This window comes from Streptomyces sp. NPDC048603 (genome assembly GCF_043199475.1).
Taxonomy (GTDB): Bacteria; Actinomycetota; Actinomycetes; order Streptomycetales; family Streptomycetaceae; genus Streptomyces.
In genome coordinates this window covers 146,511-160,461 of record NZ_JBICVY010000012.1, presented here as the reverse complement: position 1 = coordinate 160,461, position 13,951 = coordinate 146,511, and the positions used below count along the sequence as shown (strand labels likewise).

Below are 13,951 nucleotides of genomic sequence, written 5' to 3'. Positions count from 1 at the left end.
GCGTTGTAGCGTCGGTCACATGGAGATCCGCGCCGTGCTCTGGGACATCGACGACACCCTCTTCGACTACACCGGCGCGGACACCGCCGGTCTGGCGCGGTGGCTCGCGGAACAGGGGCTCGACGGGCTCCACGGAACGCCGGAAGGGGCGCTGCGGAGCTGGCGCGAGGCCACGGACCGGCACTGGGAGCGCTTCGCGGCAGGCCAGGTGTCCTTCCAGGGGCAGCGCCGGGACCGGGTGCGGGACTTCCTGGACCGGCCCGGGCTGACCGACGAGGAGGCCGATGCCTGGTTCGGCCGGTACCTGGAGCACTACGAGGCCGCCTGGACGCTCTTCCCGGACGTCCTGCCGGCGCTGGACGCCCTCACGGACACCCACCGGCACGGGCTGCTGTCCAACTCCAGCGCCCCCGTCCAGGAGCGCAAGATGCGCAGCCTGGGCCTGTGGGAACGCTTCGAGGTACTGCTGTGCGCCGCCGAACTGGGCGTGAGCAAGCCGGAGGCGGGCGCCTTCCTGGCCGCCTGCGCCGCGATGGGGCTGGAGCCCGGAGAAGTGGCCTACGTGGGGGACAACCGGGAGATCGACGCCCTCGGCGCCCGGGACGCCGGGCTGGTCGCCGTATGGCTGGACCGGCGGGGCGACGGCGGGCCCGCACCCGAGGGCACGCACCGGATCGAGGGGCTCTCGGAGCTGCCCGAGGTGCTGGCCGGGGATACCCGTTTTGGAGCACGGTCAGGCATCCGGTAATGTTCTTTCTGCGCCGCCGGGAGCGGGCCGAAAGGCCGGAAGCAACGGGGGCGCCACTCAGAACGAAACCCCCTACGGTGGGTTGAGTTTTGGTGGGGTATGGTGTAATTGGCAACACGGCTGATTCTGGTTCAGTTGTTCTAGGTTCGAGTCCTGGTACCCCAGCGCAGTGCGCATGCAGTGCTTGCCCCCGTTGTGTAGCGGCCTAGCACGCCGCCCTCTCAAGGCGGTAGCGCCGGTTCGAATCCGGTCGGGGGTACAGATCCTTCCCGCGAGGTCTCCTGGGTAGCTCCCGGACGTTTCGATGCAGGATCGCTAGGGCCCCCGTTGTGTAGCGGCCTAGCACGCCGCCCTCTCAAGGCGGTAGCGCCGGTTCGAATCCGGTCGGGGGTACCAACTGGTATAAGCCACCAGTGGCCTATGGTGTAATTGGCAGCACGACTGATTCTGGTTCAGTTAGTCTTGGTTCGAGTCCAGGTAGGCCAGCGCAGTACAAATAAAGATCTTGCCCCCGTTGTGTAGCGGCCTAGCACGCCGCCCTCTCAAGGCGGTAGCGCCGGTTCGAATCCGGTCGGGGGTACGGTAGGAGAGGCCCTCCGCGATCATCGCGGAGGGCCTCTCCGCATGCTCGCGCAATGCGTGGAATCTGCCTCACGGAGCGCCCTCTGCTGCGATCATCGGTCTGTACTGACGCAGCGCGAGTACGGGGCGGGGATTGAGTAACTTTCACGAAGTTGCCAGGCTGCGTGCGAATGAGACGCAAGTCCTGAAAGACGGTGGCCTTCTGCTCGGAGCGGTGTACCTGGCCGGGTATGTGGTCGAGTGCAAGCTGAAGCACCTGCTGCACATCCGAAGCATCCGGTTCCCGCGGGGAGGCAGCGAAGGGCACAACCTGCGGGGGTTGTGGTCATCCGCCGGCTTCCCAGCCGCTCGGGGGCACTCTGCGTTGTTCCTGGACCACTGGGGCACGGAACTTCGCTACGAGACCGAACTCCCGAAGGGGGTCGATCCCCACGATCTGCTGCAAGGCGGCATCGAGCTGGCACAGTGGGTGACGACGCGTATTCGGCAGGCAGAGTCGAACCGGTTCGGCAGGAGCCGAGGTACCCGATGACGAAGGAACAGGCACACCCAATGCCCGACCGGGACATGATGGAAGAGATCACGGCAGCGGTCCTTTCCGCTCTGCCATCCGCCGAGGTCGCGATCGTGGCGGACCCGGCAGGCTTTGTAGTCCGCGTGGTGTCGGATGACTTCGGGCCGGCCGATGAGACAGCACGTCGTGAACGCGTCCTGGCTGCGGTTTCGGCGGAGGCGGCCGGCCGAGTCCACACGTGGGAGGTCCTGACGGCCTCCGAGGCCCATTGGTACGGAGCCCTGCCAGCAGGCCAGAGTGCGGTGCCTGCTTGGAAGGACGCGTTCGACAGGGCCATGAGCGAGGACCCCGTTGAGATCGTCTTCGCCAGCGATCTCGACGAGGAGCTTGAATCTGCTCCGGTTGTGACCTTCTACAGTCTGAAGGGCGGCGTCGGCCGTAGCACTGCCCTGGCGGCCGTGGCCCGGAAGCTAAGCGGCGAGCACGGACTCAAGGTCGTATGTATCGACATGGATCTGGAAGCACCCGGCCTCGACTCGCTCTTCGGCATTGAGAGCCGGGTTGAAGCAGACCAAGGTACCGTGTCGGCCCTGCTGCAGTATGAGTTCGAAGACGGGCCGCAGATCCTGGATCATGTGCTCCCGGTGGATGATTCGGGTCGCCTCTTCTGTATGCCTGCAGGTCGGGTGGACGGACACTACGCGGCACGATTGCGCTCCCTGGAGCCTGAGATCTGGTATCGGGAGCGGGTCAACGCCCTTCACCGGCTGATCGATGAGGTCCGTTCGTCGAATCTCAGCCCTGACGTCATCCTCATCGACTCGCGCACAGGTGTGAGTCCCGTGGCGGCACCGTTGCTGTTCGACGTTTCCGACATGGCCATCGTCTGCTTCCACCCGCACGGCCAGGCGCGAAACGGGACCGAGCTGCTCACCAGGGCACTTCTCCGGGCCACGACGCGGCGCCGGGCGGCGCACTCGCTCACTCCCGAGCCCCGTTTCGTGGTATCGCCGATGCCTCCGGGCATCAGCGCCACCCGCCTGGCGGAGCGGGCCAAGACCTGGGTGGAGGGCTGGCTCGCGCCACTCGTCACGGGGCGGGACGACGTTGCCTCTGCACTGAGCCCGGAAGAGATCACCCATGTCGTGCCCTACAACCCTGACGTCGCGTTCTCGGACACGGTGGCGACGGCGAAGGGGCAGCTGGCACCGTACGCGCGCATAGCGGATTGGATCCTTCAGATCGTTCCCGAGCCCGTGTCCGACCGTGCGCAGCGCCGTCAGTCCTCTGAGCGGAAGGGCGAAGCGCTGCGGCAACTGTCCTTCTCCACAGGAACGGCGGAGTCTCTCGACAGCGAAGAGTTCCTCCAGGACTACGTGGTCACACGGCAGGTCAACGAAACCGCCGACCCAGAGGTCCCGCTCATCCTGGGTCGCAAGGGAACCGGCAAGACGGCTCTCTTCCGTTGGCTCGCCGCCGGCCGGATCGAAGGGTGGCGCCCCGTGCTCGTCACGACGCCACAGCTCAAGGAGCGACCCGACTGGTCCTTCGGTCCAGACAGCTACAAGGCGATCGACAGCGTGCTGCGGGCCGAAGGCATGGACTGGAGCAGCTTCTGGCAGGTGCTCGTAGCCCTCGCAATCCACCGCATGCAGCCGCAGCCTGAACTCGGCGCACCACATGCGGCCATGGCGGAGATCAAGGAAGGGGAGTTTGCTGCGGTCAAGGCCGTGTCGGAGGTCTTGCAGGATCCGATGGGGCCACTGGAATGCGCCGAGTGGATGCGCAGGCTCGAGTCTGTTGGAGGTCCGGGTCTCCTGCTCCTCTTCGACGGCTTGGACACTGCATTCGGTCACTCCGCCGACGCTAGGAGCAGACGGGCCGCAGCGATCTCCGGTCTTCTCACCAAGCAGGCAGATCTTGCCCCACGGCTTCATCGGGTCCGTTTCAAGATTCTTGTCCGCCAGGACATCTGGCAAGGACTCCGCTTCGAGAACAAGAGTCACTTCTTCGGCTTGTCGAAGCGCCTTCAGTGGGAGGACCGCGAGGAGTACTTCAAGGTTGTACTCAAGCGCGCGATCCGGGCAGCTGGCTTCAGGCAGGCACTCGTGGACATCGACGCGGGGCTGACAGCCATGGATGTTGCCTCCTGGAGCCCGGAGCAGGTGACCCTTGCCTGGAACGCACTGGTGGGCGAGCGGATGCGTGGAGAGCGGACGGCCTTCACTGCAAACTGGGTCTGGAACCGTTTGGCTGACGGCAACGGTGACCACTCCCCGCGCGCCCTGTTGCAGCTGTTTGCGGCCGCACTGGACTGGGAGCGTGAAGAGGAGAAGCGCAGTGGGTACGAACGATCCGTCCTGCGCCCGCGCAGCCTTGCCCTCACCCTTGAGCAGGTCAGTGAGCGGGCGCTCTCGGCGCTCCTGGACGAAGAGTTCCAAGAGCTGCAGGAGGTTGCCTCTGTCCTGCGCGACTACGGGCGCACGCCCGTCGGTGAGGACCACCTGGAGCAGAACCTCCCTGATGTGGAGGAAGACCTCATCGGTCTGGCGCAGGAGGTGGGCCTGATCGCACCGATGGAGAGCGATGGGGCATCAAGGGTGTTCCGTGTGCCCGACCTGTACCGCTGGGCGCTGAGCGTCACGCGGAGAGGACCGATCTGAGGTGCGAAGAAGGGCCCCTGGCAGCAGCCAGGGGCCCTTCGGCTTCCAGGAGGGCAGTTCCAGTAACGAAAGAGCGGGCCCGGAGGCGCGTGTCAGGACGTGTGCGGCGTCGTACGCGCCCCCGGGCCCGGGGGTGTGCAAAGGGGAGAAGGGTCAGCCGGCCCGGCGCAGGGCCTCCGTGAGGCGGGCGGCCGCGTCAATGACCGCCTGCGCGTGCATCCGGCCCGGGTGACGGGTCAGCCGCTCGATCGGCCCGGAGACCGACACGGCGGCCACCACACGGTTCGACGGCCCGCGCACGGGCGCCGAGACGGAGGCCACGCCGGGCTCCCGCTCGCCGATCGACTGGGCCCAGCCGCGGCGCCGTACGCCCGACAGGGCCGTGGCCGTGAAACGCGCGCCCTGCAGGCCCCGGTGCAGCCGCTCGGGCTCCTCCCAGGCCATCAGGATCTGCGCGGCCGAGCCGGCCTTCATCGGGAGCGTGGAGCCGACCGGCACCGTGTCCCGCAGACCGGACAGCCGCTCGGCTGCCGCCACGCAGATGCGCATGTCTCCCTGACGCCGGTAGAGCTGAGCGCTCTCCCCGGTCACGTCACGGAGGTGGGTGAGTACCGGTCCCGCCGTGGCCAGCAGACGGTCCTCGCCGGCCGCGGCGGCGAGCTCTGCCAGCCGCGGACCGAGGATGAACCGGCCCTGCATGTCCCTCGCCACCATCCGGTGGTGTTCCAGTGCCACGGCAAGGCGATGTGCCGTGGGTCGTGCGAGCCCTGTCGCCGCGACCAGCCCGGCGAGGGTGGCCGGACCGGACTCCAGTGCGCTCAAAACCAGAGCTGCCTTGTCGAGAACGCCGACGCCGCTAGAGTTGTCCATGCAACGATATTCATGTCTCACACTGTGAAACGCAAGTTCAAATTTTCCAAGAACCCGCCAGTCTGTATGTACGGGCCCACGAACCACTGGGTTCGGGATCTCTAGGAGTGCCGGGACAACCAGCCGGCCGGAGGGAAAGCGATGGGTAGGACACTCGCGGAGAAGGTCTGGGACGACCACGTCGTCCGGCGCGCCGAGGGCGAGCCCGACCTCCTCTTCATCGATCTGCACCTGCTGCACGAGGTGACCAGCCCGCAGGCCTTCGAGGGGCTGCGCCAGGCCGGCCGCAAGGTCCGACGCCTCGACCTCACCATCGCGACCGAGGACCACAACACCCCCACCATCGACATCGACAAGCCGATCGCGGACCCGGTCTCCCGGGCCCAGCTGGAGACGCTGCGGAGCAACTGCGCCGAGTTCGGTGTCCGCCTGCACTCGCTGGGCGACGTCGAGCAGGGCGTCGTCCACGTGGTGGGACCGCAGCTGGGACTCACCCAGCCCGGCACCACCGTGGTCTGCGGTGACTCCCACACCTCCACGCACGGCGCCTTCGGCGCGCTGGCCTTCGGCATCGGCACCAGCCAGGTCGAGCACGTGCTGGCGACCCAGACGCTGCCGATGGCCCGTCCCAAGACCATGGCGATCACGGTCACCGGCGAGCTGGCCGAGGGCGTCACCGCCAAGGACCTGATCCTGGCGATCATCGCCAGGATCGGCACCGGAGGCGGCCAGGGCTACGTCCTGGAGTACCGCGGCGAGGCCATCGAGAAGCTCTCGATGGAGGCCCGGATGACCATCTGCAACATGTCGATCGAGGCCGGCGCCCGGGCGGGCATGATCGCCCCCGACCAGACCACCTTCGACTACCTGCTGGGCCGTGACCACGCCCCGGAGGGCGAGGACTGGGACGCCGCCGTCGCGTACTGGAAGACCCTGCGCACCGACGAGGACGCGGTCTTCGACGCCGAGGTCGTCATCGACGGCTCCGCGCTGACCCCGTTCGTCACCTGGGGCACCAACCCGGGCCAGGGCGCGCCGCTGTCGGCCAACGTCCCCGACCCGGCTTCGTACGAGGACCCTTCGGAGCGCCTCGCCGCCGAAAAGGCCCTGGAGTACATGGGGTTGGAGGCCGGACAGCCGCTGCGCGACATCAAGGTCGACACCGTCTTCGTAGGTTCCTGCACCAACGGCCGGATCGAGGACCTGCGCGCCGTCGCCGGCATCATCAAGGGCCGTAAAGTCGCCGAGGGCGTACGGATGCTGGTGGTTCCCGGCTCCGCCCGGGTCGGCCTGCAGGCCGTCGACGAGGGCCTGGACCGGGTCTTCAAGGAGGCCGGCGCCGAATGGCGGCACGCGGGCTGCTCGATGTGCCTGGGCATGAACCCCGACCAGTTGGCCCCCGGTGAGCGTTCCGCCTCCACCTCCAACCGCAACTTCGAGGGCCGGCAGGGCAAGGGCGGACGCACCCACCTGGTCTCCCCGCAGGTGGCCGCGGCCACCGCGGTGCTGGGCCACCTGGCCTCGCCCGCCGACCTGACCGACGCCACCGCGACCGCCGGAGTCTGATCAACCATGGAAGCCTTCACCACGCACACCGGCCGGGCCGTCCCGCTGCGTCGCAGCAACGTCGACACCGACCAGATCATCCCGGCCCACTGGCTCAAGAAGATCACCCGCGACGGTTTCGAGGACGGCCTCTTCGAGGCCTGGCGCAAGGACCCCGAGTTCGTCACCAACCGCCCGGAGCGCCAGGGCGCGACCGTGCTCGTGGCGGGCCCCGACTTCGGCACCGGCTCCTCCCGTGAGCACGCCGTGTGGGCGCTGCAGAACTACGGCTTCAAGACCGTGATCTCCTCCCGGTTCGCCGACATCTTCCGCGGCAACTCCCTGAAGAACGGTCTGCTGACCGTGGTGCTGCCGCAGGAGACCGTCGACCGGCTCTGGGAGCTGACCGAGGCCGACCCGGCCGCCGAGATCACCGTCGACCTGGTCGCCCGCCAGGTCCGTGCGGCCGGAATCGAGGCCGAGTTCGAGCTGGACGACAACGCCCGCTGGCGTCTGCTGGAGGGTCTGGACGACATCTCCCTCACCCTTCAGAACGAAGCGGACATCGCCCGGTACGAAAGCGCGCGCCCGTCCTTCAAGCCCCGTACGATTCGCGCCTGATTCACTCTGATCAGGGCTTATTCGCCCTGAGGTGATCGCGTTCCACCGACTGTGCCCCCCGCCTTCCGGCGGGGGGCACAGTCGTATGTTGAGGGCCCATGAGGCGACAACTCGCCCCAGATGGCACAATCTGTGCATGGAACGCGACAGTCAACTCGAGCTCTACGAACTCGTCGCGGACCGGTTGAAAGAAGCACACGCGAAGGTGCGCTCACTGCAAGTCCCGGAGGGCGTAAGGATGGCGCTGACCCGGAAGCTGTTGGTCGTCACGGCCGCGGCGAAGCACGATCTCGCCGATGCGGCAAGGCGCCTGGACAGGTTGATGAAGGACCTCGACGAGGGTCGATTCCCTGAAGGCGACTGATGCGAAGGAACTCCGCAACGGCGTACGGAACGACGTACTCAACGACGTACACCGTTGCGGCACTAGGGTGATTAGCCCGTTTCGTGTTTGATTTGCGGTATATATCCGCCTAACGTGCGAAATAGCTTGAACACATTCGTTCCGGCGATGTCTCCGAAGGGGAAGACGTGAACAAGGCGCAGCTCGTAGAAGCGATTGCCGACAAGCTCGGCGGCCGCCAGCAGGCCGCGGACGCTGTCGACGCGGTACTCGACGCGATGGTCCGCGCGGTGGTCGCGGGCGACCGCGTCTCGGTCACGGGCTTCGGCTCGTTCGAGAAGGTGGACCGTCCGGCCCGCTACGCCCGCAACCCGCAGACGGGTGAACGCGTACGGGTCAAGAAGACCTCGGTCCCCCGATTCCGTGCGGGCCAGGGCTTCAAGGACCTGGTCAGCGGCACCAAGAAGCTCCCCAAGGGCGACGAGGTGGCCGTGAAGAAGGCCCCGAAGGGCAGCCTGACCGGCGGCGCCTCCGCCACGGTCAAGAAGGCCGCGGCGAAGAAGACCACCGCGGCGAAGAAGGCCGCCGTGAAGAAGACGACGGCCGCCGCGAAGAAGACCACGGCCGCCGCGAAGAAGACCACCGCGGCGGCGAAGAAGACGACCGCGGTCAAGAAGGCCGCCGTCAAGAAGACCACGGCGGCCGCGAAGAAGGCGGCCCCGGCGAAGACCGCGGCGAAGAAGACCGCCGCGAAGAAGACCGCGCCGGCCAAGAAGGCCGTGGCGAAGAAGGCGCCGGCCAAGAAGGCGACGGCGCGCAAGACGACCACCGCGAAGAAGACCACCGCCCGCAAGAAGTAAGGCGGCAGCAGTCACACACGTCGGGCGGGCCTCCCTCTGCGGGAGACCCGCCCGCGGTGTCTTTCCCGCTCGGCGTGCCCGCCGGGGCCGTTCCGGGCGGGCACACCGGAAATCAGAGGGTCTGCAGGGTGATCAGGGTGATCCGCAGGGCGCTGCCCTCGCCCTCGGTCTCGATCCGCACCCGCTGGCCGGGCCGCAGCAGGCGCAGGCCGCCGGCGTCGAAGGCCGGCGCCTCGAAGGGCACCGGGGTGCCGTCGTCCAGCAGCACACTGCCGCTGCGGGTCTGCTCGTCGTACGTGAACGCGGTTGCCTGCATACCCGCACTGTATCGGGCCGTGTACGGGCCCAGACCCAGGGTGGCGGCCGCCCGGAGATCCGCCCCCGTGTCCACGTCCCGGCGCACGCTGTCCACCCCGGACGCGGTGATTTCCACCGCCCCCGAGGCCGAATGCCGCAGCCGCGACGGCCCTCCGAACGCGGGCTCCAATTCCACGCCGGGAGACGCCGAAAGCAAGGTCGTTCCGATTCCTGCCGCATCGGCCAGAAATGCCCGGGGAAAATCCCCCGCTATTTCGAGCACGCGTAGCAATTCCGGCGGCCGCAGCGCCGGCAGGTCCGCGTTCATCGCGGCCACCGGCGCCCCCGCCCGGACCGACCGCACCGCCCGCGCCCCGTGGGCCAGCGCCGCGTTGAGCCCCGCTCCCGGAACGTCGGGCACGATCCGCGCCCCCAGCCGCGCCAGTTCCGCCCCGGCCACCGCATCGTCCGTGACCACCACCACATCCCGTACGGCGCCGCAGGCCAGCGCCGCCGCCACGGTGTCCTGCGCGAACGCCAGCGCGAGTCCGGCACGGTCGGGACCGGCCGCCGCCGCGAGGCGGCTCTTGGCCGCGGAGAGGGGTTTCAGCGGCACCACCAGGCTCCACGCCGCTCCCACCCGCCCCACCCCCCTCACCGGCCGTCCCCTCGCGGGCCGGACCGCCATTGTCTCCCCGGCTCCCACGGCCCGTGGGCCCGGTGCCGCGAGCGAGGCGTACGGTGTTCTCGACAGAGACCGGACCCGGGGCCACACTTGTCCGGCCGACCAGGTGCCCCAGCACCGAGAACCGGTCCAAGAGGAAGGTGCACGAGTGTCCCGCCGCAGAATCGGCTTCTGGTACCGCTGGGCAGCGGTCATCGCCAAACCACCGCTGGTAGTGCTGTTCAAGCGGGACTGGCGGGGAATGGAGCACATTCCGGCCGACGGAGGCTTTATCACCGCCGTCAATCACAACTCGTATCTGGACCCGCTGTCCTACGCGCACTACCAGTACAACACCGGCCGGGTACCCCGTTTTCTCGCGAAGGCCGGACTCTTCAGGACACCTTTCGTCGGGATGATGCTCCGCGGCACCGGCCAGATCCCCGTCTACCGGGAGACCACCAACGCCATGGACGCGTTCCGGGCCGCCGTGGACGCGATCGAGCGCGGCGAATGCGTGGCCATCTACCCGGAGGGCACCATCACCCGGGACCCCGACGTCTGGCCCATGGCCGGCAAGACCGGAGCCGCCCGGATCGCCCTGCTCACCAAGGCCCCCGTCATCCCGGTGGCCCAGTGGGGGGCCAACCTGGCGATGCCGCCGTACGCCAAGGAGAACAAGGTCAGCCTGTTCCCGCGGAAGACCCTCAAGGTGCTCGCCGGACCGCCCGTGGACCTTTCCGCCTTCTACGACCGCGAGCCCACGCCCGAGGTGCTCAAGGAGGCCACGGAGGTCATCATGGCGGCCGTCACCCGGCTGCTGGAGGAACTGCGCGGCGAACAGGCCCCCGACCGGCCCTACGACCACCGCAGGGCCAGGGCCGAACAGCGGCGCAAGGCCGCAGGGGAGGGAACGAAGTGAACCGTCCTGCCACGGATCGCCCCGTCAGGGTCGGCGTCTTCGCCGCGGGCTCCTGGGGCACCGCCTTCGGCATGGTGATGGCCGACGCGGGCTGTGAGGTCACCCTCTGGCACCGCCGCCCGGAACTCGTCGAGGCCATCAACACCACCCGCACCAACCCGGACTACCTGCCCGGCATCGCACTCCCGGAGAACCTGAGGGCCACCGGCGACGCCGCCGAGGCGGCCCGCGACGCCGACTTCACGGTGCTCTCCATCCCCTCGCAGACCCTCCGCGGCAACCTCGCCGAGTGGGCCCCGCTGCTCGCCCCCGACACCGTGCTGGTCTCCCTGATGAAGGGCATCGAACTCGGCAGCGCCAAGCGGATGAGCGAGGTCATCGAGGAGGTCGCCAAGGTTCCGTCCGAGCGGGTGGCCGTGGTCACCGGCCCCAACCTGGCCCGCGAGATCGCCCAGCGGCAGCCCGCGGCCTCCGTCGTGGCCTGCACGGACGAGACCGTGGCCCGCCGCCTCCAGGCCGCCTGCCACACCCCGTACTTCCGCCCGTACACCAACACCGACGTGGTCGGCTGCGAGCTCGGCGGCGCCGTCAAGAACGTCATCGGCCTCGCCGTGGGCATCGCCGACGGCATGGGGCTCGGCGACAACACCAAGGGCTCCCTGATCACCCGCGGGCTCGCCGAAACGACCCGGCTGGGCCTGGCGATGGGCGCCGACCCGCTCACCTTCTCCGGCCTGGCCGGACTCGGCGACCTGGTCGCGACCTGCTCCTCGCCGCTGTCCCGGAACCACACCTTCGGCACCAACCTGGGCCGCGGAATGAGCCTGGAGGAGACCATTGCGGTCACCAAACAGACCGCCGAAGGCGTCAAGTCCTGCCAGTCGGTGGCCGATCTGGCCCGCCGCCACGGGGTCGACATGCCGATCACCGACACGGTCGTCGACATCGTCCACCATGGCAAGCCGCCGCTGGTCGCACTGAAGGACCTGATGGGACGCAGCGCCAAACCGGAACGGAGCTGACACCTTTCCGGACGTCTGAGCGGGTACTCTCGTGGCGATATGAGCAGCGAGAACCTCCCCCAGACCCCTGAGCAGCAGGGCCGCAAGCCCCGTGTGGCCGTCGTGTTCGGCGGCCGCAGCTCGGAACACGCCATCTCGGTCGTCACGGCGGGCGCCGTGCTCCGGTCCATCGACCGGTCCAAGTACGAGGTGCTGCCGATCGGCATCACCACCGACGGCCGCTGGGCGCTGACCGCCGACGTGCCGGGCCGGATGGCCATCACCGACGGCAAGCTCCCCAGCGTGGCGGAGCTCGCCGAGTCCGAGGAGGGCGCAGTCCTCCTGCCTGTGGACCCGGCCAGCCGCGAGGTCCTCTACACCGAACCCGGCGCCGTGCCCAAGGCGCTGGGCGAGGTCGACGTGGTCTTCCCGGTCCTGCACGGCCCGTACGGCGAGGACGGCACCCTCCAGGGCCTCCTGGAGCTCTCCGGCACCCCGTACGTCGGCTCGGGCGTCCTCGCCTCGGCCGTCGGCCAGGACAAGGAGTACATGAAGCGGGTGTTCACCTCGTTCGGTCTGGCCGTGGGCCCGCACCTGACGATCCGCCCCCGCGAGTGGGCGCAGGATGAGAACGCCGCCCGCGACCGCGTCCTGGACTTCGCCGCCGAGCACGGCTGGCCGCTGTTCATCAAGCCCGCCCGGGCCGGTTCCTCCATCGGCATCACCAAGGTCGACGACGTCTCCGGCCTCGCCGCGGCCGTCAAGGAGGCCCAGCGCCACGACCCGAAGATCATCGTGGAGGCGCTGCTGCGCGGCCGCGAGATCGAGGTCGGCGTGCTGGAGTTCGAGGACGGGCCGCGGGCCAGCGTCCCGGCCGAGATCCCGCCGGTCTCCAGCCACGACTTCTACGACTTCGAGGCGAAGTACATCGACTCGGCGTCCGGGATCGTGCCCGCGCCCCTCACCCCGGAGCAGACCGCCGAGGTGCAGCGGCTCGCCGTGGAGGCCTACGAGGCGGCCTCCTGCGAGGGCCTGGTGCGTGCCGACTTCTTCCTCACCGAGGACGGCACCTTCGTCATCAACGAGATCAACACCATGCCTGGCTTCACACCGATCTCCATGTACCCGCGGATGTGGCAGGAGTCCGGGATCGAGTACCCGGAGCTGGTCGACCTGCTGATCCAGGCGGCGCTGCGCCGGTCCACCGGGCTGCGCTAGCCGGACGCCCCCGGCCGTACGCGCACCGAACCGCCCGCCGGGTCGCTCCCGGCGGGCGGTTCGGTGCGCGGTACACGGCCGGGCGAGCGGGCCGGCAGGCACGGCACCCGCACGCAGGGCTCAGTACGAGGCGATGCCCTCGGGCACCGTCCTGGCGATGGCCGCCGAGAGGCCGACCAGCATCCCGGCGTCCTTGGCGTGCGCCTCGTCCACCACGACCTCGGTGTACGCCTTGCGGAGCCCGGTGGTGAACCGGAACCCGCCGCCGGCCGGCTGCTCCATCAGCCAGCCGACGCCGTTCACCGTGATGCCGTCCTGTTCCGGATCCAGCATCTTCCCGGGCCTGGGGATGCCGCACCGCAGTACGATCGCCGAGCCGCCCCACGCGGCGGTCAGCTCGGACTCGGGATCCGTCCCGGTCCGCGCCAGACCGGCCACCGTGTCCGGGAGCTCACCGTGCAGCGCCGCACAGAGCACCGCGACCTCGGCGGGCGGTGAGGGCGGGGGTGCCACCCGGGCGACCCGGTCACCCGGCGCGCAGCCCGCGAGGGAGAGGGCGGCGACCAGGGCGGGCAGGGCCAGCAGACCGACCGGCCGGCGGTGGAGGGACATCACCGGCCAAGAGTAGACGGGGGCTACAGATGAACCACCGGGCAGGTCAGCGTGCGGGTGATCCCCTCCACCTGCTGGACCCGGGCGACCACCATGCGGCCGAGTTCGTCCACGGTGTCGGCCTGGGCGCGCACGATCACGTCGTACGGCCCGGTCACGTCCTCGGCCTGGATCACCCCCGGGATCTCGGCGATGGACTCGGCGACGATCGACGCCTTGCCCACCTCGGTCTGAATGAGGATGTACGCCTGTACCACGGAACCTCCAGGGCGGCCACGAGGAGCATTTCCCCTACCCTCGGGGTGGGCCCGGTCATTCGGGTGGGCCCGGGGGAGAAGAGACGCCACGGTACCGCGTCGCCGAGGGCCACGGGGAGACCCGGGGACCAGGCGCCGCGCGCTGCGGGGCGTACGAAGAGCAGAAGTTGACGTATCTGTTGACGGTACCCAGAGCTGTGACGGCTCGCGACCGCAAGCGGACTGGGCCAGAAG

Annotated in this window: 12 protein-coding genes, 5 tRNA genes and 1 pseudogene; 14 read left to right on the top strand and 4 right to left on the bottom strand. The window is 68.9% G+C overall.

Annotation, left to right across the window (positions count from 1 at the left end; genetic code table 11):
• Positions 1–19: 19 nt before the first annotated feature.
• The 7 genes from ACGFQ9_RS28785 (at position 20) to ACGFQ9_RS28755 (ending at position 4,507) form a co-directional block, all read left to right on the top strand.
• Positions 20–748: an HAD family hydrolase gene (locus ACGFQ9_RS28785; protein ID WP_393577759.1), complete on the top strand. Its 729-nt coding sequence runs from the start codon at positions 20–22 to the stop codon at positions 746–748.
• 93 nt (positions 749–841) lie between these two features.
• Positions 842–913 (top strand) — tRNA-Gln (locus ACGFQ9_RS28780).
• Between the two features lie 21 nt (positions 914–934).
• A tRNA-Glu gene (locus ACGFQ9_RS28775) sits at positions 935–1,007 on the top strand.
• Positions 1,008–1,068: 61 nt separating this feature from the next.
• Positions 1,069–1,144: transfer RNA gene (locus ACGFQ9_RS28770), tRNA-Glu, on the top strand.
• Positions 1,145–1,162: 18 nt separating this feature from the next.
• Positions 1,163–1,234, top strand: a tRNA-Gln gene (locus tag ACGFQ9_RS28765).
• 21 nt (positions 1,235–1,255) lie between these two features.
• Positions 1,256–1,328: transfer RNA gene (locus ACGFQ9_RS28760), tRNA-Glu, on the top strand.
• A gap of 530 nt (positions 1,329–1,858) precedes the next feature.
• Entirely contained in the window at positions 1,859–4,507 is a 2,649-nt protein-coding gene (locus ACGFQ9_RS28755) for a tyrosine-protein kinase family protein (RefSeq protein WP_393577757.1), read from the top strand.
• 153 nt (positions 4,508–4,660) lie between these two features.
• Here ACGFQ9_RS28755 and ndgR read toward each other — a convergent pair whose 3' ends face one another.
• Positions 4,661–5,377, bottom strand: a complete 717-nt coding sequence (gene ndgR, locus ACGFQ9_RS28750; RefSeq protein WP_114054338.1) for an IclR family transcriptional regulator NdgR — start codon at positions 5,375–5,377, stop codon at positions 4,661–4,663.
• A 141-nt stretch (positions 5,378–5,518) separates the two neighbouring features.
• On the opposite strand from ndgR, the gene leuC reads away from it, so the two are divergent.
• The 4 genes from leuC to ACGFQ9_RS28730 all read left to right on the top strand — a co-directional run bounded on the left by leuC (position 5,519) and on the right by ACGFQ9_RS28730 (position 8,746).
• Positions 5,519–6,943, top strand: a complete 1,425-nt coding sequence (leuC, locus tag ACGFQ9_RS28745) for a 3-isopropylmalate dehydratase large subunit (protein WP_393577755.1) — start codon at positions 5,519–5,521, stop codon at positions 6,941–6,943.
• Between the two features lie 6 nt (positions 6,944–6,949).
• Positions 6,950–7,543: a 3-isopropylmalate dehydratase small subunit gene (gene leuD, locus ACGFQ9_RS28740; RefSeq protein WP_393577754.1), complete on the top strand. Its 594-nt coding sequence runs from the start codon at positions 6,950–6,952 to the stop codon at positions 7,541–7,543.
• Between the two features lie 136 nt (positions 7,544–7,679).
• Positions 7,680–7,907 carry a hypothetical protein gene (locus ACGFQ9_RS28735; RefSeq protein WP_393577752.1) on the top strand — a complete coding sequence of 76 codons (228 nt, stop codon included), beginning with the start codon at positions 7,680–7,682 and terminating at the stop codon, positions 7,905–7,907.
• A gap of 167 nt (positions 7,908–8,074) precedes the next feature.
• Positions 8,075–8,746, top strand: a complete 672-nt coding sequence (locus tag ACGFQ9_RS28730; RefSeq protein WP_393577750.1) for an HU family DNA-binding protein — start codon at positions 8,075–8,077, stop codon at positions 8,744–8,746.
• A gap of 313 nt (positions 8,747–9,059) precedes the next feature.
• Here ACGFQ9_RS28730 and cofC read toward each other — a convergent pair.
• A pseudogene (gene cofC / locus ACGFQ9_RS28725) lies at positions 9,060–9,731 on the bottom strand (2-phospho-L-lactate guanylyltransferase); the annotation flags it as partial.
• Positions 9,732–9,876: 145 nt separating this feature from the next.
• Here cofC and ACGFQ9_RS28720 point away from each other — a divergent pair.
• The 3 genes from ACGFQ9_RS28720 to ACGFQ9_RS28710 are packed head-to-tail and all read left to right on the top strand — an operon-like array spanning position 9,877 to position 12,848.
• Positions 9,877–10,629, top strand: coding sequence for a lysophospholipid acyltransferase family protein (locus ACGFQ9_RS28720; RefSeq protein WP_393577749.1), 753 nt, complete (start codon positions 9,877–9,879; stop codon positions 10,627–10,629).
• On the top strand, positions 10,626–11,651 hold the full coding sequence (locus tag ACGFQ9_RS28715; protein WP_393577748.1) for an NAD(P)H-dependent glycerol-3-phosphate dehydrogenase: 1,026 nt from the start codon (positions 10,626–10,628) through the stop codon (positions 11,649–11,651). The genes ACGFQ9_RS28720 and ACGFQ9_RS28715 overlap by 4 nt, the downstream gene beginning before the upstream one ends.
• A 39-nt stretch (positions 11,652–11,690) precedes the next feature.
• The gene (locus tag ACGFQ9_RS28710; protein ID WP_393577747.1) at positions 11,691–12,848 is read left to right on the top strand and encodes a D-alanine--D-alanine ligase family protein; all 1,158 of its coding nucleotides are present in this window, start codon (positions 11,691–11,693) and stop codon (positions 12,846–12,848) included.
• Positions 12,849–12,968: 120 nt separating this feature from the next.
• On the opposite strand, the gene ACGFQ9_RS28705 is transcribed toward ACGFQ9_RS28710, so the two are convergent.
• Both ACGFQ9_RS28705 and ACGFQ9_RS28700 read right to left on the bottom strand, forming a co-directional pair.
• On the bottom strand, positions 12,969–13,460 hold the full coding sequence (locus ACGFQ9_RS28705) for a DUF3515 domain-containing protein (RefSeq protein ID WP_393577888.1): 492 nt from the start codon (positions 13,458–13,460) through the stop codon (positions 12,969–12,971).
• 23 nt (positions 13,461–13,483) lie between these two features.
• Positions 13,484–13,717: an Lrp/AsnC family transcriptional regulator gene (locus ACGFQ9_RS28700; protein WP_393577746.1), complete on the bottom strand. Its 234-nt coding sequence runs from the start codon at positions 13,715–13,717 to the stop codon at positions 13,484–13,486.
• Positions 13,718–13,951: the final 234 nt, after the last annotated feature.